Origin of the sequence: Streptomyces sp. NPDC020780, from assembly GCF_044334475.1 — a bacterium.
In the GTDB taxonomy this organism is placed as follows: domain Bacteria; phylum Actinomycetota; class Actinomycetes; order Streptomycetales; family Streptomycetaceae; genus Streptomyces.
Genome location: NZ_JBIRTB010000003.1, coordinates 204004 through 225962 on the forward strand (window position 1 = coordinate 204004; position 21959 = coordinate 225962).

At 71.7% G+C, this 21959-nt stretch carries 21 protein-coding genes and 2 pseudogenes; 6 read left to right on the plus strand and 17 right to left on the minus strand.

What is annotated here, in order from left to right; all coding sequences use genetic code 11:
• Positions 1–38: 38 nt before the first annotated feature.
• The 4 genes and pseudogenes from ACH4VO_RS07140 to ACH4VO_RS07155 form a co-directional block, all read right to left on the minus strand.
• Positions 39–782: pseudogene (locus ACH4VO_RS07140) on the minus strand (rhamnogalacturonan lyase); the annotation flags it as partial.
• Positions 783–1028: 246 nt separating this feature from the next.
• Positions 1029–1412 carry a YkvA family protein gene (locus ACH4VO_RS07145; protein WP_360988947.1) on the minus strand — a complete coding sequence of 128 codons (384 nt, stop codon included), beginning with the start codon at positions 1410–1412 and terminating at the stop codon, positions 1029–1031.
• A 41-nt stretch (positions 1413–1453) separates the two neighbouring features.
• Positions 1454–1711: a WhiB family transcriptional regulator gene (locus tag ACH4VO_RS07150; protein WP_360988944.1), complete on the minus strand. Its 258-nt coding sequence runs from the start codon at positions 1709–1711 to the stop codon at positions 1454–1456.
• 188 nt (positions 1712–1899) lie between these two features.
• Complete coding sequence (locus ACH4VO_RS07155; protein ID WP_360988941.1) at positions 1900–2739, minus strand: helix-turn-helix transcriptional regulator; 840 nt, start codon at positions 2737–2739, stop codon at positions 1900–1902.
• Positions 2740–2834: 95 nt separating this feature from the next.
• Here ACH4VO_RS07155 and ACH4VO_RS07160 point away from each other — a divergent pair, with 95 nt between their 5' ends.
• The gene (locus tag ACH4VO_RS07160) at positions 2835–3512 is read left to right on the plus strand and encodes an ATP-binding protein (protein ID WP_398440887.1); all 678 of its coding nucleotides are present in this window, start codon (positions 2835–2837) and stop codon (positions 3510–3512) included.
• A gap of 69 nt (positions 3513–3581) precedes the next feature.
• Here ACH4VO_RS07160 and ACH4VO_RS07165 read toward each other — a convergent pair whose 3' ends face one another.
• The 10 genes from ACH4VO_RS07165 to ACH4VO_RS07210 all read right to left on the minus strand — a co-directional run bounded on the left by ACH4VO_RS07165 (position 3582) and on the right by ACH4VO_RS07210 (position 12434).
• A complete protein-coding gene (locus ACH4VO_RS07165) occupies positions 3582–4286 on the minus strand; it encodes a ribonuclease H (protein WP_360988935.1) in 705 nt (234 codons plus the stop codon).
• Positions 4287–4312: 26 nt separating this feature from the next.
• Entirely contained in the window at positions 4313–5107 is a 795-nt protein-coding gene (locus ACH4VO_RS07170) for an SDR family oxidoreductase (protein WP_360988932.1), read from the minus strand.
• Positions 5108–5277: 170 nt separating this feature from the next.
• The gene (locus ACH4VO_RS07175) at positions 5278–5775 is read right to left on the minus strand and encodes a peptidylprolyl isomerase (protein WP_360988929.1); all 498 of its coding nucleotides are present in this window, start codon (positions 5773–5775) and stop codon (positions 5278–5280) included.
• A 519-nt stretch (positions 5776–6294) separates the two neighbouring features.
• The gene (locus ACH4VO_RS07180; RefSeq protein WP_360988926.1) at positions 6295–6528 is read right to left on the minus strand and encodes a hypothetical protein; all 234 of its coding nucleotides are present in this window, start codon (positions 6526–6528) and stop codon (positions 6295–6297) included.
• Positions 6529–6744: 216 nt separating this feature from the next.
• Complete coding sequence (locus ACH4VO_RS07185; protein WP_360988923.1) at positions 6745–7173, minus strand: DUF6221 family protein; 429 nt, start codon at positions 7171–7173, stop codon at positions 6745–6747.
• A gap of 179 nt (positions 7174–7352) precedes the next feature.
• Entirely contained in the window at positions 7353–8342 is a 990-nt protein-coding gene (locus tag ACH4VO_RS07190) for a zinc-dependent alcohol dehydrogenase family protein (RefSeq protein WP_360988920.1), read from the minus strand.
• A complete protein-coding gene (locus ACH4VO_RS07195; RefSeq protein WP_360988917.1) occupies positions 8342–9220 on the minus strand; it encodes a carbohydrate ABC transporter permease in 879 nt (292 codons plus the stop codon). Before ACH4VO_RS07195 ends, ACH4VO_RS07190 begins: the two co-directional genes overlap by 1 nt.
• Positions 9217–10182: a sugar ABC transporter permease gene (locus tag ACH4VO_RS07200; RefSeq protein WP_360988915.1), complete on the minus strand. Its 966-nt coding sequence runs from the start codon at positions 10180–10182 to the stop codon at positions 9217–9219. The genes ACH4VO_RS07195 and ACH4VO_RS07200 overlap by 4 nt, the downstream gene beginning before the upstream one ends.
• Positions 10179–11537: a sugar ABC transporter substrate-binding protein gene (locus ACH4VO_RS07205; RefSeq protein ID WP_360988913.1), complete on the minus strand. Its 1359-nt coding sequence runs from the start codon at positions 11535–11537 to the stop codon at positions 10179–10181. The genes ACH4VO_RS07200 and ACH4VO_RS07205 overlap by 4 nt, the downstream gene beginning before the upstream one ends.
• A 135-nt stretch (positions 11538–11672) precedes the next feature.
• Complete coding sequence (locus ACH4VO_RS07210) at positions 11673–12434, minus strand: DeoR/GlpR family DNA-binding transcription regulator (protein ID WP_360988910.1); 762 nt, start codon at positions 12432–12434, stop codon at positions 11673–11675.
• 450 nt (positions 12435–12884) lie between these two features.
• On the opposite strand from ACH4VO_RS07210, the gene ACH4VO_RS07215 reads away from it, so the two are divergent.
• The 4 genes from ACH4VO_RS07215 to ACH4VO_RS07230 all read left to right on the plus strand — a co-directional run bounded on the left by ACH4VO_RS07215 (position 12885) and on the right by ACH4VO_RS07230 (position 16552).
• Positions 12885–14633 (plus strand): lysyl oxidase family protein, encoded by a 1749-nt coding sequence (locus tag ACH4VO_RS07215; protein WP_360988908.1) that lies wholly within the window; start codon positions 12885–12887, stop codon positions 14631–14633.
• A gap of 159 nt (positions 14634–14792) precedes the next feature.
• Complete coding sequence (locus tag ACH4VO_RS07220) at positions 14793–15578, plus strand: SAM-dependent methyltransferase (RefSeq protein WP_360988905.1); 786 nt, start codon at positions 14793–14795, stop codon at positions 15576–15578.
• Between the two features lie 33 nt (positions 15579–15611).
• A complete protein-coding gene (locus ACH4VO_RS07225) occupies positions 15612–16259 on the plus strand; it encodes a class I SAM-dependent methyltransferase (protein WP_360988903.1) in 648 nt (215 codons plus the stop codon).
• Positions 16256–16552 (plus strand): hypothetical protein, encoded by a 297-nt coding sequence (locus ACH4VO_RS07230; RefSeq protein ID WP_360988900.1) that lies wholly within the window; start codon positions 16256–16258, stop codon positions 16550–16552. Before ACH4VO_RS07225 ends, ACH4VO_RS07230 begins: the two co-directional genes overlap by 4 nt.
• Positions 16553–16767: 215 nt before the next feature.
• Here ACH4VO_RS07230 and ACH4VO_RS07235 read toward each other — a convergent pair whose 3' ends face one another.
• On the minus strand, positions 16768–17364 hold the full coding sequence (locus ACH4VO_RS07235; RefSeq protein ID WP_360988897.1) for a TetR/AcrR family transcriptional regulator: 597 nt from the start codon (positions 17362–17364) through the stop codon (positions 16768–16770).
• A 65-nt stretch (positions 17365–17429) separates the two neighbouring features.
• Here ACH4VO_RS07235 and ACH4VO_RS07240 point away from each other — a divergent pair, with 65 nt between their 5' ends.
• Positions 17430–18623 carry an alpha/beta hydrolase-fold protein gene (locus tag ACH4VO_RS07240; RefSeq protein WP_360988895.1) on the plus strand — a complete coding sequence of 398 codons (1194 nt, stop codon included), beginning with the start codon at positions 17430–17432 and terminating at the stop codon, positions 18621–18623.
• Between the two features lie 235 nt (positions 18624–18858).
• On the opposite strand, the pseudogene ACH4VO_RS07245 reads toward ACH4VO_RS07240, so the two are convergent.
• Positions 18859–19129: pseudogene (locus tag ACH4VO_RS07245) on the minus strand (decarboxylase); the annotation flags it as partial.
• Positions 19130–19199: 70 nt separating this feature from the next.
• A complete protein-coding gene (locus ACH4VO_RS07250; protein WP_360988892.1) occupies positions 19200–21905 on the minus strand; it encodes a SpoIIE family protein phosphatase in 2706 nt (901 codons plus the stop codon).
• Positions 21906–21959: the final 54 nt, after the last annotated feature.

The following is a 21959-nucleotide window of genomic DNA, read 5'->3' on the forward strand; positions in this document are numbered from 1 at the left end:
CGCTTCTCCGCGGCGACGCGGGACCTCCCGGGCCCGCCCTACGGCGTCGTGATGTCCGGCCGGGGCGCGGTCGCCATGCCGCCGCCGATGGCGAACCCGGGATGCGGAGGCTGGTTGTACGCCGTGTTCTGCCAGGCCAGCGCGGTCCGGTACGTGGTGTCGGGGAGCAGCGTGGTGATCCTCGTGCCGGTCTCGTACGGCGTGGAGTAGATCCGCAGCGCGGTGTTGCCCGTGGTCGGCCAGACGACCTCCTCGCGCCAGTCGCCGAGGAGGTCGCCGGAGAGCGACGGGGTGGCCTTGGTGCCGTTGTTGGAGTGGACCGAGGCGCCGGTCAGCTGCCGGGTGTCTCCGGAGGTGCCGTACTTGTCGATGTGGGTGCCGTCGAGGAGTTCGCGGGTCGTGTCACCGTCCCACCAGGCCAGGAAGTTCGCGCTGGAGGGCTTCCGGGCGGAGACGACGGTGCCCTGCGGTCCGCGCACCCCGGAGACGACGGAGGACCAGGACTCGGCTCCGGGGCTGCCCGCCCAGATGTCCGCGGACACCCCGCGGCCGTTGTCGCCCGCGGCGGGGGTGGACCAGAGGATCGCGCCGGTCCGGGCGTCCGCCATCCACGAGGAGGGCTTCGCACCGTCCTCGTCGACCTTGAACTCCTCCAGACCCGCCCGGGAGGGGTCGAGGTCACCGACGTGCAGGGCGTCCCCGTGCCCGTTCCTCGTCGTCCACAGTCCGGAGCCGTTGTCGTCCACGGCCATGGCGCCGTACACGATCTCGTCCCCGCTGTCGGTGTGCACGCTCACGACTCCCCGGTCGAGCGCCTCGGCCTGCCGGGCGGGGGCGGCGTGCGAGGCCGGCCCGAAGGCCATGAGGCCGGTGGCCGCGAGCAGCCCGGCCGTCAGCGAGCCGAGCAGGGCGCGGCGGCGGCCGATCCGGTGGCGGCGTGAACGCGGTCCGGGGTGGGGGTGGTTGCGGGGGTGCAAAGGCTCCACGGAAGGCACCTTCTCGGCGGGGGCGGTATGGCTTTCACCCCGTCAGTCGCTCTTGTGCACCGAAAGGTTGCCGCCTGGTTCCGCCTTTCCCGCGGCTTCCCGTCTTCCCGCCCCGCGCGTTCCCGCCCCTTCCCGGGCGTGGACCCCTCGTATCCCTGCCCCCGCCGCGCGCGCCGCGGCGTGCAAGGAGCGCAGGGCGAGGAGCAGGACGCCGATGTCGTCGAGGTAGACGGGGTCCGGAAGCAGGTCGACGGGCGAGATCGTGTAGATCACCGCGGCCCAGACCAGCGCCTTGTCACGCAGGGGGATTCCCGCGTCGACGAGGAGCCGTCTGGCCCGGAGCACGCGTACGAGGAGAACGGCGGCGGCCGCAGCAGTGAGCAGGGCGACGAGTGCGCCGATGACCAGCCAGACCGGGATGTCCATGGCTCATCGTCTCCCCGCGGAGGCGTCCGGCCCGGCACCACTCACCCGTGGCTCCTGGCCTGTTCCCGGGCGCGGCGGCGCTTGAGGGCACGCCGTTCGTTCTCGTCCAGGCCTCCCCAGACGCCGGAGTCCTGTCCGTTCTCCAGAGCCCAGTCCAGGCACTTCTCCCGTACGGGGCACTGCCTGCAGACCGCCTTGGCCTCCTCGGTCTGCACCAGCGCCGGGCCGGTGCTGCCGATGGGGAAGAACAGGTCGGGGTCCTCGTCACGGCAGGCCGCGTGGGTGCGCCAGTTGTCCATGTCTGTCACTCCTTCGTCTCCGGGGGTCCGGCATGGTGCGTTCTCCTGCAGGTGACCGGCATCGGGCGTCCGAAACCCCCACAGGCCCGCGGGTGACGGCTCAGGGCCCCGGCGGCCCTCCGCCGCGGGGGCGGCGGGGCCGGCCTTCCGGCCTCCGAAACGCGTACGGCCCCGGCGTTCCCCGGGAGTTACCCGGCCTCCGGAAGGGGTGTGCCCGGCTGCGGCGCGGCGGCGCACGCGCCGTCCAGCCGGATGCGGTGGCGCATCACCACGTCCGGGTCGTCGATGATGTCCACCCGGGTGCCCGGCACCTCCACGACCGCCCGGTCGCCGATCTCCCTGGCGGGCACGCGCAGCAGGTGCAGCGGCGGCATGCCGGTCAGGGGGTGGGGCGGAAAGTCGAGGGGTACGACCTGCACGGTGATCCCCGGCCGACGCGCGCTCCCGGCCAGCTGCGCCCGCTGCTCGGCCATCACCTCGGGCCCCCCGACGCGCGTGTGGAGGGCGGCGGCCGGGAACAGGGCCCAGATCCTCGTGCCGCGCTCCCTCAGCCGCCGCTGCCGCTCCTTCAGCAGCTCGACGCGCCGCTGGGTCTTCCCGGGCGTGTCGTCGGGGGTCATGGTCCGGCGCAGCGCGGCCTCGTAGGCCGGGGTGCGCAGCAGTTCGGGTACCAGCGCGGGGTGCCAGGTCCGTACGAGCGCGGACGAGGACTCGATGCCGATGACCTCCTGCTGCCACGGTTCCATGACCTCCCGCCACCGGTGCCACCATCCGGGCAGGTTGGCGGCGCCGAGACCGGCCATGATCGGCTGCGCCTCCACGGCCGAGACCTCGTAGCGGTCCAGCAGCAGACGGACCTGGCGGGCGTCGAGCCCGGTCTCCGCGCGTTCGATGCGCCGCACGGTGGCGGGATGGGCGTCCAGGGCCTGAGCCGCGGCCTGGAGGCTGACGCCCGCTCGCTCCCGCAGCATCCGCAGGCGCGCCGCGAGAACGCGGTGCTCGACCGTGGGACCGGATCGGGGCCTCATGCACGTACCTTCCTCGGAGTGGTGCTCCGGCACGGAGCGGCCGCCCAGGCATTCTGTCGCTTGCAAAGTATGCACTTTGCACCGAGAGTACATACATGTCGGAAATAGACACCTGTACTCGTCTCGACCAGGAGGACCCGGGCGGGCGGAGTGCACAGAGCTGGTGGATTCCGCGTCACTCCACGGGCGTGCCCGAAGCCAGGCACCGCGTGCAGGAAGCGCTGCGCGCCTGGGGCGAACCTGCGGACCGGGTCGAGGCGGCGGCCCTGGTGGTGACCGAACTGGTCACCAACGCGGTGCGGCACACGGCGGGCCGACGGATCCGGTGCCGTGTCCTGCGTTCCCCGGGCGGGGTGCGCATCTGCGTGTGGAACCGCGGCCGGGGGCGCGTGCCCGCACCGTCCCGTCCGGCTGACCCGGGCGTGGGACCGCGCGGGCCGCGGGCCCCGCAGCCGCGTCGCCCGGAGCCCTCCCACCTCGCCCGGGAGGTCCCGCACGGTCCCGGTGGCACCGGCGGGAACGCGCCGTCGGCCCCCGATGCGGACGGCCCGGACACCTGGGACGCCGTCGGCGGCCCGGACGCCGTGGACGCGTCGGACGGCGCGGACGACCTCGGCGCTCCCGACTGTCTCGACGCGTTCGAGGAGCTCGACGGCTTCGACCTGGCGTCTCTGGCCGAGGGCGGCCGGGGCCTGCAGCTCGTGGACGCCCTCGCGGTGCGCTGGGGCACGCGCACGAGCCTCTCGGGCCGCCTCGTCTGGGCCGTCATCTGAAGACCCGCGTCCGCACCCGGACGTATCCGGATGCACTCGGACGTACTGGCGGCGCTCGGCGCGGAACCGTCAGGCTTCCGCGAGCGCCGTCCGGCACTCAGGGTGACCCCATCCCTGCGGAGTCTTCGCGATCATGTCCTTCACGGCGTAGGGCTTCCCGCAGGGACACCGTCCCGCGAACTTCGCGCGGATCGTCCCGCCGGACCGTGACGTCTTCCCCGCGGCACCCGTGCCGGAACCGGCGTCCCCGCTGCCGACGCGGGTCTTCGTCGAGCGGGTGGGAGCCGGTACCGGCAGTTCCGCGGAGCCGTGCCTGGTCCCCGCCGGCCGCTGCGCGACGGCGGCCTCGCTTGCGGCCTGATCGGCGAGCGCGTTGAGCGGGTCGCCGTTGACCTGGTGCGCCGGCACGTAGCGGAAGCGCACGTCACGCCCGCCCAGCAGCTCGTCGATCGCGACCACCAGTTCCCGGTTGGCGACCGGCTTCCCCGCCGACGTCTTCCATCCGTTGCGCTTCCAGCCCGGCAGCCACTTGGTCACCGCGTTCATGGCGTACTGCGAGTCCATGCGTACCTCGACCGGCACGCCCGGATCCGTGGTCGCCAGCAGCTCCCGCAGCGCGGTGAGCTCGGCGACGTTGTTGGTGGCGGTGCCCAGCGGGCCGGCCTCCCACCGCTGCGGGGTCCCCTGGGCGTCGGCCATGACCCACGCCCAGGCAGCAGGTCCCGGATTTCCCTTGGATGCCCCGTCACACGCGGCGATGATGCGCTCGTCCATGCCCCCGATCATGCCAGCACCCGGGGTCAGGGCACGATCGAGTCGACGTACCCCCCGTCCACCCGCACCGCCGCGCCCGTGGTGGCCGAGGCCTGCGGGGAACTGAGGTAGACGACGAGGTTGGCGATCTCCTGCGGCTCGATCAGCCGCTGGAGCAGGGACTGCGGCCGGTGCAGGCGCATGAACGCGCGCTGGGCCTCGTCCCACGGCAGGTTCCGGTCCACGAGCTCGTAGACGAAGTCCTCGACCCCGCCGGTGTGGGTGGGGCCGGCGATCACCGAGTTCACGGTGACTCCGGTGCCCGCGGCCTCCTTGGCGAAGCCCCGGGAGACGGCCAGCAGCGCCGTCTTCGACATGCCGTAGTGGATCATCTCCGCGGGGATCGCGATCGCCGAGTCGCTCGCGATGTTCTGCACCCTGCCCCACCCGCGCCCGGTCATGCCGGGCAGGTAGTGGCGGATCAGCCGGACGGCACTGAGCACGTTGGTGTCGAAGTAGGAGCGCCACTCGTCGTCGCTGATCTCCAGCGGTGGCCGGGAGCCGAAGATGCCGAGATTGTTCACGAGGACGTCCGCCGCGGGAACGGCTTCCTGCAGCTTTGCCGCCCCCTGCTCCGTGGCCAGGTCGCAGGCGACCGCGCGGACGGCCGCGTCCGGCACGGTGGCGCGGAGGCCGCCCGCAGCCGTCTCCAGCCGTTCCCTGTTCCGTCCGGTCAGGACGACGGCGGCACCCGCCTCGGCCAGCCCTTTGGCGATGGCGAGCCCGATGCCCTGTGAGGAACCGGTGACGACGGCCGTCCGGCCGGCAAGATCGATACGCACCCCGCGGTCCTTTCGCCTCACGCCCGTCCGGTGGCGAGCGCCTCCATCCTGGCAGGTCACGCTCCGGTTCCACGGGAGGCGGCCGACGCCGACACGGCGCCGGCGAGGTGCCCGCGGACGCGTGCGGGGCCCCGGCTCGCCGGAACAGCCGGCCGGGGCCCGCGCGGACGTCAGAGAACGCCGGACTCCGAGACGGCGATGCGCGCCTTGGTGCGGCCGTTCGAGGAACCGTACGACTCGATCTTGCGGACGAGCTCCATGCTGGACTCGTCGGCGACCTCGCCGAACACGACGTGCTTGCCGTCCAGCCACGGGGTGACGACGGTGGTGATGAAGAACTGCGAACCGTTGGAGTTCGGGCCGGCGTTCGCCATCGAGAGCAGACCGGGCTTGTTGTGCTTCAGGGTGAAGTTCTCGTCGGCGAACTTCTCGCCGTAGATGCTCTTGCCACCGGTGCCGTCACCACGGGTGAAGTCGCCGCCCTGCAGCATGAAGTCCGGGATGACGCGGTGGAACGGCGATCCGGCGTAGCCGAAGCCCTTCTCCCCGGTGGCCAGGGCCCGGAAGTTCTCCGCGGTCTTGGGCGCCACGTCGTCGAAGAGGTTGAACACGATCCGCCCGGCGGGCTGGTCGTCGATGGTGATGTCGAAATACGTCTTGATGGTCATGAGGCCATCCTGACATCACCGGCCGGCCGCGCGCGCACAGCCCCCGCCCGGCGCGGCTCCCCGGCCGGGCGCCCGGCGTGTCCGGACGGTGCACGGGTGCGGCGCACCACGGCGGGTGAGGCCGTGGTGCGCCGCGTCCTCGTACGGTCGCCCGGCCGGACGGACGGCCGTCCCCGGGACGGGTCACGCCGGGCGGTCCTCACGACCGCGCGGTCCGGCGGTCACCGGCGCCGGGTCGGTGGCCGCCGCCGCGGTACCGGCCCCAGGACTCGGAGTCGGCCCTGTGCCCGCGGTCGTCGCGCGGCGTCGCGGTGCTGTACGCGGGGGCGGCCCTCGTACCGGCAGCGATCTCCACGGTTGTGTGCCTGCGACCGTCGAGCGCCGCACCGGTCCGGCGGGGCCGCCGCCGCGCTGGTCACGGCGCCCCCCGCACGCCCCGCTTCCGCTTGCCCGGAGCCGCCGCGAGGAACCTGCCGGGCGTGCGACAGGCGCGAGGGCGCTTCCTGGACAGCGGTTCCGTCACCGCCGGGACAGCAGCTCGCGCGTTCGAGCGGTGACCAGCCACCGCGAGGGCGCGATCCGGGCCCGCTGGCCCCCGCCCGCCACGAAGGCGTTCACCGGCGCCATCGGGTCCAGGGCCATCGTTCTGGCCAGCAGCACGCCGGCGGCGAGCGGGAGCAGGGTCACCGCCAGCGCCGTGCCCGCGGTGGTCAGGCGCCGGACGTGGGGGTGCCGCTGCGTGTCAGGGAGCATGGTCCCATTCGACCAGCGGCGGGGCGCCGCGTGATCGGGCGGCGTACTCAGTCCCGCCGCTCCCCCGTACTCATACGCGTGGCCCGTACGGAGATCGCGCGGCCGGACCTCCGGAGCGCGTCGGTCTACGGGACGACGGCGCCGATGATCAGAGCCTGCCGTCGCTCCGGGCCGACGCGACCCGCCCGGCCCGCATCGCCTCGGACCCGGCCCGCGTCACGGCTGGCCGGGCGCGCCGGAGGGGCCCCAGTGGGAGAACCGGGGCAGCCACTTCACCCGGTAGTCCGGGTGACCGGCGTGTTCCGCGGCCATCTGGCGGACGACGAACCCCAGCCCGACCGCCCGGCCGGAGGCGAAGTCCTGGGCCGGGCGGTCCGTGTCGAGGGAGGCGATCTCCTCGTACTCGTCCAGCAGCACCCGGTTGGTCTCGATGCGGCGCAGGGTGCGCGCCGGGTCCTGGAAGGCGATGTGCCGGTCGTACGCGCGGGACCGCACGACGAACGCGATACCGGCCGTGCGGTCGTGCACCTCGCCGGGTGCCTCGGGGGGGCACCGCCATCCGTCCCCGCCCGCTGCCTGCGCGATGCTCTCCTCCTCCGCCAGGCGCGCCCGCACGAAAGCCAACAGGTCCGAGTTGTCTGCCATCTGGTTCCGCATCCTTCGCCGTCACGGACCCATGGGCGGACACACACACGACCCGCCACGGGTCCGTCCTACTCAACCAGCAGAGGATGCCTTACGAAGACGCGGCCGGGGAGCCGGCGCCGGTCACCGTCCGTATGACGGACACGGCGGCCCGTCCGGGGCCGGGCCGGGCCCGTTCCTCAGGGTTCCACGACGATCTTGCGGCCCAGTCCGGCCCGGAAACGGTCGATGGCCTGCGGGTACTGGTCGAGCGGCAGCCGGTCGCTGATGAAGACGGACGGGTCGAGCACTCCGGCGGCGAAGAGCGCGGCGGCACGTTCGTAGCTGTGCAGGACCGCCATCGACCCGGTGATGGTGATCTCCTGGTTGTAGATGCGGTACGGCTCGATGACCGCCGTGGTGGCGTAGTCGGCCACCCCGAACTGGAGGAAGGTGCCGCCCTTGGCGACGCGTCCCAGACCGTCCTGGATGGCGGCCGCGTTACCGGTCGCGTCGATGACGACGTCCCAGCCGCCGGGCCGGTCCAACTCGTCGGCGCCGGCGGCGGTCCGCGAGCAGCCGAGAAGTCCGGCGGTGGCGAGGCGGTCCGGGTTGACGTCGAGGACGTCGACGCCCGCGGCGCCGGTGCGCTTGGCGAGCTCCAGCATCATCAGGCCCATCGTCCCGGAGCCGTAGATCAGCACCTCGGCGCCGAGTGTGCCGCGCAGCACGTCGTAGCCCCGGACCGCGCAGGACAGCGGCTCGATCAGTGCCGCGTCCTTCACGTCGACGTGCTCGGGGAGCCTGACGCAGTTGGCGACGGGGGCGACGGCGTACTCGGCGGCGCCGCCGGAGACCGTGACGCCGATGGCGGCCCACCGCTCGCAGAGGTTGCCGCGTCCGGTACGGCAGTAGCGGCACTCGTGGCAGTGCAGGGAGGGGTCGACGGCGACCCGGTCGCCGACGGCCAGTTCCGTGACGTCCCGTCCGACGCCCACGACCTCCCCGGCGAACTCGTGGCCCGGGACGAGGGGCAGGCTGGGCGCGAACTCACCCTGCAGGATGTGCAGATCGGTCCCGCACAGGCCGCACGAGGCGACGGAGACGACGACGTCGCGCGGGCCGGGGGTGGGGTCGGGGACGGAGGTGACGGAGACCTTGCCGGGGGCTTCGACGATCGCTGCCCGCATTATTTCACTGCTCCAAGGGAGAGGCCCTGGACGAGTTTGTCCTGGGCGGCGTAGCCGGCGGCGAGCACCGGCAGGGACACGACGACGGACGCGGCACACAGCTGGGCCAGGAACAGCCCCTGGCTGGTGACGAACCCGGTCAGGAAGACGGGGGCGGTCTGGGCCACGACGCCGGTGAGCACCCGGGCGAAGAGCAGTTCGTTCCAGCTGAAGATGAAGCAGATCAGCGCGGTGGCGGCGATCCCAGGGGCGGCCATGGGTGCGACGACGCGCGCCAGGACGGTCGGCAGCCGGGCGCCGTCGACCTGGGCGGCCTCGATGACGGACACCGGTACGTCGGCGAGGAAGGACTGCATCATCCAGACCGCGATCGGCAGGTTCATCGAGGTGTAGAGCAGGACGAGGAGCCAGATGTTGTCCAGCATCCCGGTGTTCCGGGCGAACAGGTAGACGGGCAGGAGTCCGGCGACGACGGGCAGCATCTTCGTCGAGAGGAAGAAGAACATGACGTCGGTCCACTTGCGTACGCGCCGGATGGAGAGCGCGTACGCCGCCGGGAGCGCCAGCAGGAGCACCAGGAGCGTGGAGAAGAACGACGCTCCCAGGGAGTTGAGCAGGGGCGGCCAGGGCGTCACCCCGGTGTCGGCCCCGAAGAAGGCACGGTAGCCGTCGAGGGTCAGCGGTGCGAAGAGGGAGGGCGGGTTGGTGGCGGCGTCCGACTCGGCGTGCAGCGAGGTGAGGAGCATCCACAGCGCGGGCAGGCAGAACAGCAGTCCCGCCACCCAGGCCAGCAGGCCCAGCGCGGTCGAGCGGCGCCTGGCCCTGCGCAGCGCGCGGGGCAGGGGCGGGGTGGGCACGGGGGCGGTGGTGGTGGTCATGCGCGGTTCGCCTCCTCGTTGAAGAGGGACGAGACGACCCGGAGCGCGAAGGTGGCGATGATGATCGTGCCGATCACGACGACGACTCCCGCGGCGGACGCCAGTCCGTATTCGTGGGCTTGGTAGAAGGTCTGGTAGATCGTGTACGGGAGGTTGGCGGTGCCGAGTCCGCCGGCCGTGAGGGTGAACACGGCGTCGAAGTTCTGCACGATGTAGACGGCGCCGAGCAGGATCCCGAGTTCGAGGTACCGGCGCAGGTGCGGCAGGGTCAGGTAGCGGAAGGTCTGCCAGGCGCTCGCCCCGTCGAGGCGGGCCGCCTCGACCACCTCGGCGGGACGGCTCTGGAGCCCGGCGAGCAGGATCAGCATCATGAACGGCGTCCACTGCCACACCAGTGCGGCGATCACCGCGAGCAGCGGCATGTCCGCGATCCAGTCCGGCCGGCTCGGGGAGGTGTCGCCGAAGAGGTCGCCGATCCAGCTCAGCACGCCGTTGAACAGCCCGTACTCGGGGTTGTAGAGCGCGTGCTTCCACAGCAGGGCGGCCGAGACGGGCACGATGAGGAACGGCGTGATGAGCAGGGTGCGGACCAGGCCCCGGCCGAAGAACGTCCGGTCCAGGAGCAGCGCCAGGGCGAGCCCGAGGACGACGGTCGCGAGGACGACGCCCGTGGTGAGCAGCACGGTGGTGACGACGGATTCGCGCAGTGCGGCGTCGGTGAAGACGGAGGCGTAGTTGCCGAGGCCGTGGAAACTCCGCTTGTCGGGACTGAGGGAGTTCCAGTCGAACAGGGAGATCACGAGCGTCGCCACGAACGGCAGCTGGGTCACGGCGATCAGGAAGACCAGCGCGGGCAGGAGCGGCGCCCGGGTGGCCCAGGCCCGGGGCCCGGTCCGGGGTCGGGCGAGGACGGGGGGCTGCTCCGGCGGGGACTGGGGCCAGGCGGCGAGTGGTGTGGTCATCGGTACTCCTTGGCGACCTGCTCGGCCAGCTTCTGGGAGGCGGCCAGCGCCTTGTCGACGGACTGGCGGCCGGCGATGGCGGCGCTGATCTCCTGCGCGACCCTGGTGCCGAGATCGGTGAACTCGGGGATGCCGACGAACTGGATGCCGGCCGTGGGGCGTGGCTGGGTGCCCGGGTTGAGTGGGTCGGCGCCGGCGATGGCCCGCTCCGTGACGTCCGCGAAGGCGCCTGCGGCTTCGCGATAGTGGGGGTTGTCGTAGGTCGAGGCCCGTTTGCCGGCGGGTACGTTCGACCAGCCGCTGGTCGTGCCGACGAGTTCCTCGTACTCCTTGCCCGAGGCCCAGGAGACGAACTTCCAGGCGTCGTCGGCCTTCTTGGACGCCTTCTGGACGCCCCAGGCCCAGGTGTAGAGCCATCCCGAGCTCTTGGTCCGCTCGACGGGGGCGGTCACGTAGCCGATCTTCCCTCTGACCGGGGAGCCGGCCGCCTCCAGTGATCCGGCGCCCGCGGTGGCGTCGTACCACATGGCGGTCTTGCCCTGCGTCATGTTGTTGAGACACTCGGCGTACCCGGCCTGGGAGGCGCCGCGCTCGCCGTGCTTGCGTACGAGATCGACGTAGAAGCGGGTCGCCTCCTTGAACTCGGGGGAGGTGAGGCGCGCCTCCCAGTCCTTGGTGAACCAGGTGCCGCCCATGGTGTTGACGACCGTGGTGAGCGGGGCCATCAGCTCGCCCCAGCCGGGCAGCCCGCGCAGGCAGATGCCCTTCATCCCGCCGGCGGCGCCGTCGGCCTTCGCCGCGAGTTCCGCCACCTGCCGCCAGGTGGGGTTCTCGGGCATCGTCAGTCCCTCGGCCTCGAAGACGTCCTTGCGGTACATGAGGAAGGACGACTCGCCGTAGAAGGGCTCGGCGTAGAGCTCTCCGTCGACGGTGAGCGATTCCCGCAGGGGTTCGAGGATGTCGTTCTGGTCGAAGGCCGCGTCGTTCGCGGCGTACGTGTCGAGCGGGTGCAGCCAGTCGTTCTTCGCGAAGAACGGCACTTCGAAGTTGCTGATGGTGCCGACGTCGTACTGGCCGGCCTGGTTGGAGAAGTCCTGGCTGATCTTGTCGCGGACGTCGTTCTCGGGGAGCACGGTGAAGTTGACCTTGATGCCGGTCTCCTCGGTGAAGTGGTCGGCCGTGAGCTTCTGCAGCTCCAGCATCTGCGGGTTGTTCACCATGAGTACGTTCAGCGCGTCGCCCCCTCCGAAGGAGGTGCCGCCGGCTCCGGCGCACCCTGCGGCGAGGAGCGCCGTCGCCGCCGCGCACGCGACGGCCCGCGCGCGTATCCCACGGCGTCGTTGCTGGTGGGGCATGAGTTCTCCTGATCGGTCGTAGCGGCTCGGGTGCCGGGCCGGAGCCGGGCGGTTCCCGGTTCTCGGACGCGGCGGATCGGCCCCGCGGCCCGGTGAGGGGCGGGGACGGGGTCCTGCGGTGGTGGTGCGGACAGGTCAGACGCGGATGACGTGGGGGCCGAGGAGGGAATAGCGCTGGGCTTCGGCGGCGGGCAGCCCGGTGTCGGTGACGACGGCCTCGAAGTCGTCGACACCGGCGAAGCGGCAGAAGCTGACCGCCCCGAACTTCGTGTGGACGCCGGTGAACACCCGGCGCCGGGCACTGCGCATGGCCTGGGCCTTGACCTCGCACACCGCAGGGTCCGGGGTGGTCAGCCCGTACTGGCGGGAGATGCCGTTCGCACCGATGTAGGCGAGGTCGATGACGAAACCGGCGAGCATCCCGGCAGCCCAGTGGCCGACCGTGGCCATGGTGCCTCCGCGCACGCGGCCACCGAGCAGCAGCACGGCGGTCTTCTCCGCGTCCGCGAGGACCGTCGCGACCGCCAGGGAGGCGGTGACCACGGTCAGCGGCCGGTCCCTGGGCAGTGCCTCGGCGATCAGCTGAGGGGTGAAGCCCTCGTCGACGAAGACCGTCTCGGCGTCGCCGAGCAGGTCTGCGGCGGCTGCCGCGATCCGTGACTTCTGCGGTACGTGGTGGGTGGTCCGCATGGCGAGTGTGGTCTCGAACCCGGCGCTCTCCACCGGACAGGCGCCACCGTGGGTCCGCCGGACGAGTCCGTGCTCCTCGAGGGTGTGCAGATCGCGCCTGATGGTCTCCTTGGCGACCCGGAACTGTTCGGCCAGCCGGTTCACTTCGACCGACCCGTCCCGTCGGGCCGTCTCGAGAATTCCCCGTCGGCGTTCCTCGGTGCCCACGTCACATCCCTGCGCTAGGTGCGGATCTGCGCGGGTCCGGCGTCCGTTCGGACCCACGCACTGTTTGTACAAGCAGACGCGGCCGTTCGACCAGCTTCTTCACGCCATGCGCTGTGCCCGTTCGCGCCCGTTTCGGTGAGCCGCCCCGCACTGGTCGTCCCGCAAGCCCGGGGCCGGGACCGGAGCGATCACTGCCCGCTTCGCCCACCCTCACGCCCGCTTCGCGCCCGTCGGCGGTCACGCGAGGCCCGTACGCCGGGCCGCCAATAGCACAGTGCCGCCGGACTTCGGACAGAAACAACATGACAACGGCTCATTCCGCCCTCGAAAAACCGTTTTCGGACAACGATTCGTGACTCGCAGGCCGCTGGACAACCTGCGGCGCCTTCCTCGTCTCTGAGAGGCAAAGCGACTCCACTGCCCCACCGGGCACTCGGAAATCGAGGAACGATGGCCACCAGAACCCCCCGCACCCGCCTGTGGCGTCCGGCGGTAGCCGCCGCCGCGGCGATCACCGTGACCGCCGGCGTCGTCGCCGCCACGCCGCAGGACAGCAAGGCGACGACGCCGCAGCTCAGCCTGATCGCGGCCTCGACGACGGTCACGCTCGACTCGTGGAAGGAGGACCCTGGCGTCTATCTGGACCTGGGCACCTACCTCACCGCGGACGGGTCCCCGCTCGAGCTCAGGGTGACCCGCACGTCCTACAAGGACCCGGTCGTCGCCACGCAGATCATCCGCGAGAAGGGCAAGACCCGGACCAGGGCCCTGCCCAAGGGCCTGGTGAAGGACTTCACGGGCCTGCCCGGCTTCGTCACCGTCACGCTCACGGACGCGGCGGGCAAGAAGGTACTCAGCCGGACGGAGTCGTTCTGCCCGAACAACGCGTCGGGCCGGGTCCGTCCCGGTGCCCCGGCGACGTCCAAGTATCCCGAGAGCTGCCCCGTGAACCCGTTCACCCTCGGGTCGGTGTGGGGGGTCGAGAACGGCTGGGCGTCCAACACCTACGCGGGCTACTACTCCGCGCCGGTCGCCCTTCCCGCCGGGAAGTACACCGCCAAGGTGTCCGTGACCAAGCGCTACCGCGATCTGTTCAAGATCGCGGACAAGCCGCAGACGGTGAAGGTGACGGTACGCGAACGCAGTTGGGAGGAGGAGCCGTCCGGCCTCCGCTCGGCCGCCGGGCACGCGGAGCACACCGCGGCGGGCCACACGACCGGCACCACCGGGCACTCCGGCCACATGACCGGAGCCTCCGGGCACGCGGGACACGCCCCGGCGCGCACTCCCGCACCGGCGGCCGCGACCAGTGGTGCGGGCCCGTCGTACAACGTGGGCCACGGCCCGCACACCCCCGCCCCGGCCGCCGTGCCGTGGGCGGCCAAGCTCCAGGGCCTGCGCGCCGCCACGGCGGGCGACGGACCCGGGCGCACCGACGGCTCCCGTCAGGCACCCGCGGCGCAGCCCGCCCCGCGGCGGCCCGCCGGGAAGGCGGCCGTACCGAACGTGCCCAAGCCCGACCTGCGGTCGCTGCCCGCCTACGGGATCACGATCAGTGACGGCGGCACGAAGGCTCCGGGCAAGGACTACCTGGCCTTCAGCGCCAACGTGTGGAACGCGGGCCCCGCGCAGCTGGTGGTCGACGGGTTCCGGACCCCCGGCAAGGCGCTGATGGATGCCTACCAGTACTTCTACGACGCCTCCGGCAAGCAGGTCGGCTACACCCCGACCGGCACGATGGAGTGGGACCCCCGGCCGGGTCACGAGCACTGGCACTTCACCGACTTCGCGAGCTACCGGCTCCTGAAGGCGGACAAGAAGGAGACCGTGCGCAGCGGCAAGGAGGCCTTCTGCCTCGCCAACACCGACGCGGTCGACTACACCGTCAAGAACGCCAACTGGCACCCGGACAACACCGATCTGTCCACCGCGTGCGGCCAGGAGAACTCCATCTCCGTCCGCGAGGTGCTCGACGTCGGTTCGGGTGACACCTACACGCAGGACCTTCCGGGCCAGTCCTTCGACATCACCGGGCTGGCGAACGGCACTTACTACATCCAGGTGCTGGCCAACCCGGCGAAGCGGCTCAAGGAGACCGACCTCGGCAACAACAGCGCACTGCGCAAGGTCGTCCTGGGCGGCCGGCCCGGCGCGCGTACGGTGACCGTGCCCGCGCACGGCCTGGTCACGGGCAACTGACACGTCCTCCGCCAGTGGGCTCCCGGGTCCGTCCCGGGAGCCCACTCCGTTCGTCCGACAGTGTCAAACTCTGCTGATCAGGGTGCAGTTGCTGTGGCAGACTTCGCACGCGGAGCCGCTCACCACGCCCGCGCCCCGCCCTCTGCAACGGAGTACGTCATGACGACTGGGATACCTCAGCCCCCGATCGACACCAGCCGCCCCCAGTCGGCGCGCGTCTACGACGCGCTCCTCGGCGGCAAGGACAACTACCCCGTGGACCAGGCGGTGGCCGAGCAGCTGCCGGCCGAGGCCAGGGCCGGGGCCTTCCAGAACCGCGCGTTCATGCACCGCGCGACGGCGTGGCTGGCCGGCGAGGGCGTCGACCAGTTCCTCGACATCGGTACGGGTATCCCGACGGCGCCGAACCTTCACCAGGTCGCCCAGGAGATCAATCCGGCGTCGCGGGTCGTGTACTGCGACAACGACCCGATCGTCCTGCGGCACGCCGAGGCCCTGCTGGTCAGCCGGCCCGAGGGCGCGACGGAGTACGTGCCGGCGGACGTGCGCGAGCCGGACACGATCATCGAGGCCGCCCGCCGGGTCCTGGACTTCGACCGCCCCGTCGCGCTCTCGCTCCTGGGTCTCCTGCACTTCCTGCCCGACGAGGAGGACCCGTTCGCCATCGTGCGCACCCTGGCCGCGGCGCTGCACCCCGGCAGTTACGTGGTGCTGTCGCAGGGCGCGTCGGACGTGAATCCCGACCGCGGTGAGCAGGGCACGGCCGAGTACCGCAAGGGCGGGATCCAGCTCGCGCTGCGCACACGCGCCGAGTTCGCCCGGTTCTTCGAGGGCATGGACGTCGTGGAGCCGGGTCTCGTCACGGCGCCCGAGTGGTTCCGCGCCTCACCCGCTCCCCGGCCGGAGTTCAGCGGCCTGTACGTCGGAGTGGCCCGGACCGTGTAAGGCTGTGCCGGTGCCCACGGAGGTGACGCCAGGATGACCGAGATCCCCGAGCGCGCGGCAGCCGAGGCGTTCGACGCCATCGGGGCCGCCTACGAGCGGGCCTTCGCCGGCTCGGCCGCCCACCGGGCCTCGCTGACCCGGCTGCTGGAGCACCTCGCGCCGCACAGCCGTGTCCTCGACGTCGGCAGCGGTACGGGCAGGCCGACGGCCCGCACCCTGGTCGACGCCGGGCACGAGGTGCTGGGTGTCGACGTCTCCCCCGTGATGGTGGAGCTGGCGTCCCGCCAGGTCCCGGAGGCCTCGTTCCGCTGCGCCGACATCCGTGGGCTGCCGCTCGACGCGGACAGCTACGACGCGGTGTGCGTCTACTTCTCCCTCCTGCAGATGTCCCGGGCGGAGCAGACCGCCCTCGTCCACCGGCTCGCGGGAGCGCTGCGGCCGGGCGGGCACCTGGTCCTGGCGACGGTGCCGCTGGACGTGGAGGGCGTGCGCGCGGTCTTCATGGGGCAGGAGGTGCGCGTGACCAGTTTCGGACCCGACGCCTTCGCGGCCCTCGCAGCCGGTGCGGGGCTCTCCCTCCTGTCACGGGAGGACGTCGTCTTCACCCCGGACGGCCCCGGTGCGGCGCCGGAGCCCCATGTCTTCCTGCACTGCCGCCGGAATCCGGGGGCGGGCGTATGAGCGCCCCCGGAGCACTGACCCCGCACCAGGAGCAGTTGGCCGAGGTGGGCCGGCACTGCCTCGGCATGCTGACACGGGGCATGGAGTTCGGTGTGGAGGCGCTCACGGAGGAACACGCCGTGTACGTATGGCAGGTCGGTTTCGGCGGCGGCCAGATCATCGTCGGTGAGGACGGGACCCTGCTGTTCGGCGCGTCGGCGCTGTGGCGGAAGCCGCTCATCGAGATGTGGCGTACGGGCCGGCGCACTGCGCCCACCGCAGTCGGGGCGGCGGCCGTTCACCCGCCCTGCTGACAGCCGGGATGGTGCGGCGGATTCCGCGGCGGCTTCTTGTCGCAGGACAAGATGGTCGCTGCGGCGGCGCGGCGGGTCGCCGCTCTCCGCCGCTGTCCGCTCCGTACGCGGTAGGAGGCCATGCTCCGGCGACTGGTGTCGTCACTTTCCGTCGCCGTACCCCACCCGTTGTCGCGCAGGCGCGCCGATGCCCAGCTGGGGAGGCCGAACGCCGCTCAACGTTCCGGGCGTGATCGTGGAGCGGGTCGGGCCTCGCTCATGCGCAGGATCAAGGTGACCGCGTCCTCCGAGCGGGTGCCGGGAGTCAGGACTTCCTGCAGGAGGAGGCCGCGCACCGCGGCAACGGTGACGGCGGCCACCTCGCGCGCGTCCTTCGCCTCGAGCCCTTCGCGTTCCGCGAGTGAGGACAGCATCACGGTCAGGTCGTCGATCGACTCCACGAACTCACGGAAGTCCTCGGGGGCGTACGCGGCCAGTCCGACGACGTAGAAGAAGCCGCGGACACGCGACAGCTGCTCCGGCCGGGTGTAAGCACGCCAGATCGCCCCGACGAAGTCGTCGAAGGTGCCCTGCTGGGCGGCCTTCAGAAGTGCCTCGTTGTCACGGGATCGCTGGGCCGTGAGCAGGGCGGCCAAGACGCCCGGGAGCGACCCGAAGTGGTAGCGCAACAGGGCGTGGCTGGTCTCGATCCGGGCGGCGATCTCACGGAGGGACATCTCCGGCGGGGAAAGCGTCTCACCGAAGGCGTCGAGGAGCCGTGCCAGGAGCCGCTCGCGCGCGCTGCCCTTGCGTTCCGAGGTTGACAGGATCACTCCCGCAGTTTATCCATTGGAAAAGAAGATTCGCAACGGCGGAGGATCGGCGAGGGGACCTGCTCATGTGGTCGGCGCGACGGTCATCGTCGGATCAGGCGCGATCCCACAAGCTCGGCGTCACGCTCGAGAACGGCCGCTTCACCCGCCTCGGCGCCTCCAGCGCGCACGGCGAGCGTCTCGACGTCGAGGGACTGACGATGACGCCCAGTCTGATCGACGCCCACATCCACCTGGGCCTGTCGAACCCGATCCAGCCGCACTTCTCGTTTCGGATCAGCGCCGCCGAGATCGCGGCGGACATCCTCGCCACGGCCGGCGCGACGCTCGAGGCCGGCTTCACTCTCCGACCCCACCAACGCCGTCCTGGTCGTCCAGGCCGGCCAGATCGTGAAGGACCTCAGATGAACACCATGTGGCAGGGCTGCCTCCCCCACACCGACTACTTCGAGATGCGCTCCGGCGGTGGGCACGACTACGGCGTCTGGATCACCACGCCACCGCACTACGACCCCGCCGCGGCGCCGGCGCCTGTCGTGTACGTGCTCGACGGCAACTGGGCCGTGGGCATGACCGCCCCGCTCATCGTCACGCAACTGGACCCCATGCAGAAGATTCAGCCCTACGTCCAAGTCAGCGTGGGGTACGCAGGTGAGGAAGCGGAGCACTGGGAGCGGTTGCGCAACCGCGACCTCGTGCCGCCCGGTGAACCCATCGCGAAGGAGTTCGTCGATGCGGTGGAAATGGGGGTCGAAAGGGGGGTGACGACTCGCGAACAGGCCGACGCCTACCTCGCCGAATTGAACGACAGCCGCGGGGACATGTTCCTGAACTTCCTTACCGACGACCTGCACCCGCGGATCGAACGCGACTACGGCACAGCCCCGAGCGGTCACGGCCTCTTCGGCTACTCCTACGGCGGACTCTTCAGCCTCTACGCCTGGCTCACCAAGAGCACCTTCTTCGAGAGCATCGGCGCGGGCAGCCCCGGCATCGTCACCGCGGACAGTCAGGTCTTCGCTCGGCTCGAAGCCATGGGTGACACCCTGCCCGACACCAAGCTGCACGTGACCTTCAACGAGCAGGAGATGCTCGGAGACCTGGCGGTCTACCAGAACCTCACGAAGAACACGGCCACGTTCCTTCACCACCTCACCTCACGCGGCGGATCCGTCACCAGCGCACTCATGCACGAGACGCACGTGACCGGGCTGCAGGCATCGTTCCTCAGCTACCTCAGGACCTGCCGCGCCCAGTGAGCCCGGACGCCGCAGCTCTCGTGCCGTCCCATGTGAGTCGGCTTCTCCGGAGGTCCTGGGGTGCGGGTCGAGCAGTGGGCGTATCCCCTACGGATGTCGGCGGTCGCGGTGTCCCACGCGCGGGCGAGCGGGACCGGGGAGCCGGGCCTCCACGTGGTCGGCCCCCAGGGGTGAGCGGAAGGCCACGAGGCGGGACGCCGCCGTGCGGGGGCGGTGGGGTCGAGCGGCGGGCCGGTCAGGTGGTCTTGGCCGTGGTGCCGGCGCCTTCGAGTGCGGTGACCTCTTCGGAGGGTGCGGTGGTGTCGGTGACGAGGGTGTGCAGGAGGGTGGCGGGGCCGACGTAGGCGTAGGCGGTGCGGCCGAGTTCGGCGCCGTCGGTGGCGACGACGGTGCGGCGGGCGGAGGCGATGCCCGCTTTCTTCACCGCGGCGTCGTCGAGGTCGTAGGCGGTCAGGCGCGCTCAGCCCGCAGCAGCCGATGACGGCGGTGTCGAAGCGCAGGGCGGCACCGGCAGACGAGATCCGTCGCCGTTCCCGAAGGAGGCCTCGTGCCGAAGCCCCGCAAGTCCTGGCTTGGCTAGGGAGCCGGCGGCTCCGGATCCGCGGTGGTCTGGAGCATCTGCTCCGTCCAGATGACCTTGCCGCCGTCGTCCGTGTAGCGGGTGCCCCAGCGTTCCGCCAGCTGGGCGACGAGGAAGAGGCCCCGCCCGCCCTCGTCCGTGGTGGCCGCCTGGCGGAGGTGGGGCGAGGTGCTGCTGCGGTCGGACACCTCGCAGATCAGGGTGCGGTCCCGGATCAGCCGTACGCGGATGGGCCCGGCGGCGTAGCGGATGGAGTTGGTGACCAGCTCGCTGAGGATCAGCTCGGTCGTGAACGCCTCCTCGACCAGGCCCCACTCGAGCAGCTTGCGGGACACGTCGGAGCGTACCCGGGAGACCGCCGCGGGGTCGGAGGGCACGTCCCAGTCGGCGACGTCGTCGGCGGCGAGCCGGCGGGTGCGGCCGACGAGCAGGGCGACGTCGTCGCGGGCGCGCGCCGGGACGAGGACCTGCAGGACGGCCTCGCAGATCTCCTCGGGTGTCCCGTCCGCGTGCTCGGCGAGGGTGCTCCGCAGCGTCTCCAGTCCCTCGTCGATGTCCCGGTGGCGGTCCTCGACGAGTCCGTCCGTGTAGAGCACCAGACGGCTGTCCTCCGGCAGCTGCACGTCCAGGGTCTCGAAGGGAAGGCCCCCGAGCCCCAGCGGCGGGCCGCCGGGTACGTCGGCGAACCGGGCGTCGCCGCCGGGGCCGATGATCACCGGCTGGAGGTGGCCGGCCCGCGCCATGGTGCAGCGCCCGGACACCGGGTCGTAGATCGCGTAGAGGCAGGTAGCCCCGGTGACGCCGCTTCCGGAGCCTTCGGCCGCCTCGTCCTGGTCGATGCGGGCGACGAGTTCGTCCAGGTGCCACAGCAGTTCGTCGGGCGGCAGGTCCAGGGTGGAGAAGTTGTGGACCGCGGTGCGCAGGCGCCCCATGGTGGCGGCCGCGTGGAGGCCGTGGCCCACGACGTCACCGACCACCAGCGCGACCCTGGCGCCGGGCAGCGGGATGATGTCGAACCAGTCCCCGCCCACGCCGCCCAGGCCGCCGAGCCCGGCCTGAGCGGGCAGGTAGCGGTAGGCGGCGTCGATGGCGCTCTGCTCGGGCAGGCCGCGCGGCAGGAGACTCCGCTGCAGCGTGACGGCCACGGTGTGCTCGCGGGAGTAGCGGCGGGCGTTGTCGATGCTCACCGCCGCGCGGGCGACGAGTTCCTCGGCCACCGAGAGGTCCTCCTCCTCGAAGCGTTCGGGCGTCTGGGCGCGCCAGAACATGGCCACACCGAGGATGACGCCCCGGGCCCGCACCGGCACCGAGATCATCGAGTGGAAGCCGCGGTCGACGAGCTGCCGGGCGCGATCGGGGTGCTGCTGCTGCCACCCGGAGAACCGTCCCAGCGCGGGATCGAGCACGGCCTGTCCGCTCAGCAGGCCGGCGCCGACGGCCGCGGAGGGACGGAAGCGGATCACCGAGCCCAGCGCGTAGAGCCCGGTGTCGTCGCGGTCGCCGCTGAAGGCTGTCCGCCGCATGTCGGTGACCTTGCGGGAGGCCGTCGGTTCCTCGCCGCGCAGCACCGTCTCGGCCAGGTCCACGGTGGCGTAGTCGGCGAATCTGTCCGTGGCGAAGCGCGCCAGCTCCTCGCAGGTCTGTACGACGTCGAGGGCGGTGCCGATCTCGGTGCCCGCGTCGTACAGCAGTTTCAGCCGGCCCCGCGCCACGGCGGCCTTGCCGGTGAGGGCCTGGAGTTCCGTCGTGTCGCGCAGGGTCGTCACGGTGCCCGGCGGCCCGCCGTCCTGGTCCGTGGAGCGCTGGCTGACGGCCAGCAGACGGTCGCCCACGGAGAGCACCTCGTCGGTCGCGATGCGTCCCGAGGACAGCAGCCCGGTGGTGACGGGATCGAGCCCGAGTTCGGTGACGGACCGCCCCTCGACGTCGGCGGGCAGACTCAGGAGGCGGCGCGCCTCGTCGTTGGCGAGCAGCAGCCGGCCGTCGCCCCCCATGATGAGCACGCCTTCGCGTACGGAGTGCAGGACGGCGTCATGGTGCTCGTACATCCGGGTCATCTCGGCCGGCCCCAGGCCGCGCGTCTGGCGTCGCAGCCGTCTGCTGACGAGCGCGGTTCCGGCGGTGGTGAGGACCAGGACCCCGGCGGCGGAGCCGAGCAGCAGGGGGAACTGCTCCTCGACGACCCCGCTCACACTGGCGATGGTGATCCCGGCGGACACCGCTCCGATGACCCGGCCGTCCGTGCCGTGGACGGGCACCACCGCCTGGATCAGCGGCCCGATCGTTCCGGTGATCTTCTCCGTGACGACCTGCCCCCGCAGCGCGGGCTGCACGTCACCGACGAACTTCTTCCCGATGCGGTCGGGCAAGGGGTGGGTGTAGCGGATGGCGTTCCGGTTCACCACGACGATGAAGTCGACGCCGGACCCCTTGCGGGCGGCTTCGGCCTTCGGCTGGAGGACCGCACTGGGATCGGGGCTCTTCAGCGCCGCTTCCATGCCGGGGGCGTTGGCGAAGGTCTCGGCCACGGCGACCGAGCGGTTGCGGGCCTCCCGCTCACTGTCGGCTCTGGACTGGAGCACGAGCGCGGCCATGGCGGCGGCCACGAGCAGCACCACGATCGCCACCTGCAGGAGAAAGACCTGACCAGCGACGGTTCTCATCGGGAGAAGCGAGCGCGGGCGGCCGTAGCGTCCGGCCATGCCCCCCTTTCTACACCCTCCTCCTACGGCGGGCGAACCGGTGCGTCCCACGTC

Excerpts from the sequence above, each read along its gene's own strand:
- ACH4VO_RS07205 (WP_360988913.1), bottom strand. The coding sequence starts at position 11,537 with ATGCCCCACCAGCAACGACGCCGTGGGATACGCGCGCGGGCCGTCGCG.
- ACH4VO_RS07250 (WP_360988892.1), bottom strand. The coding sequence starts at position 21,905 with ATGGCCGGACGCTACGGCCGCCCGCGCTCGCTTCTCCCGATGAGAACC.
- ACH4VO_RS07145 (WP_360988947.1), bottom strand. The coding sequence starts at position 1,412 with ATGGACATCCCGGTCTGGCTGGTCATCGGCGCACTCGTCGCCCTGCTC.
- ACH4VO_RS07150 (WP_360988944.1), bottom strand. The coding sequence starts at position 1,711 with ATGGACAACTGGCGCACCCACGCGGCCTGCCGTGACGAGGACCCCGAC.
- ACH4VO_RS07180 (WP_360988926.1), bottom strand. The coding sequence starts at position 6,528 with ATGCTCCCTGACACGCAGCGGCACCCCCACGTCCGGCGCCTGACCACC.
- ACH4VO_RS07165 (WP_360988935.1), bottom strand. The coding sequence starts at position 4,286 with ATGGACGAGCGCATCATCGCCGCGTGTGACGGGGCATCCAAGGGAAAT.
- ACH4VO_RS07215 (WP_360988908.1), top strand. The coding sequence starts at position 12,885 with ATGGCCACCAGAACCCCCCGCACCCGCCTGTGGCGTCCGGCGGTAGCC.
- ACH4VO_RS07240 (WP_360988895.1), top strand. The coding sequence starts at position 17,430 with ATGTGGTCGGCGCGACGGTCATCGTCGGATCAGGCGCGATCCCACAAG.
- ACH4VO_RS07185 (WP_360988923.1), bottom strand. The coding sequence starts at position 7,173 with ATGGCAGACAACTCGGACCTGTTGGCTTTCGTGCGGGCGCGCCTGGCG.
- ACH4VO_RS07220 (WP_360988905.1), top strand. The coding sequence starts at position 14,793 with ATGACGACTGGGATACCTCAGCCCCCGATCGACACCAGCCGCCCCCAG.
- ACH4VO_RS07230 (WP_360988900.1), top strand. The coding sequence starts at position 16,256 with ATGAGCGCCCCCGGAGCACTGACCCCGCACCAGGAGCAGTTGGCCGAG.
- ACH4VO_RS07190 (WP_360988920.1), bottom strand. The coding sequence starts at position 8,342 with ATGCGGGCAGCGATCGTCGAAGCCCCCGGCAAGGTCTCCGTCACCTCC.
- ACH4VO_RS07195 (WP_360988917.1), bottom strand. The coding sequence starts at position 9,220 with ATGACCACCACCACCGCCCCCGTGCCCACCCCGCCCCTGCCCCGCGCG.
- ACH4VO_RS07175 (WP_360988929.1), bottom strand. The coding sequence starts at position 5,775 with ATGACCATCAAGACGTATTTCGACATCACCATCGACGACCAGCCCGCC.
- ACH4VO_RS07225 (WP_360988903.1), top strand. The coding sequence starts at position 15,612 with ATGACCGAGATCCCCGAGCGCGCGGCAGCCGAGGCGTTCGACGCCATC.
- ACH4VO_RS07160 (WP_398440887.1), top strand. The coding sequence starts at position 2,835 with ATGTCGGAAATAGACACCTGTACTCGTCTCGACCAGGAGGACCCGGGC.
- ACH4VO_RS07155 (WP_360988941.1), bottom strand. The coding sequence starts at position 2,739 with ATGAGGCCCCGATCCGGTCCCACGGTCGAGCACCGCGTTCTCGCGGCG.
- ACH4VO_RS07200 (WP_360988915.1), bottom strand. The coding sequence starts at position 10,182 with ATGACCACACCACTCGCCGCCTGGCCCCAGTCCCCGCCGGAGCAGCCC.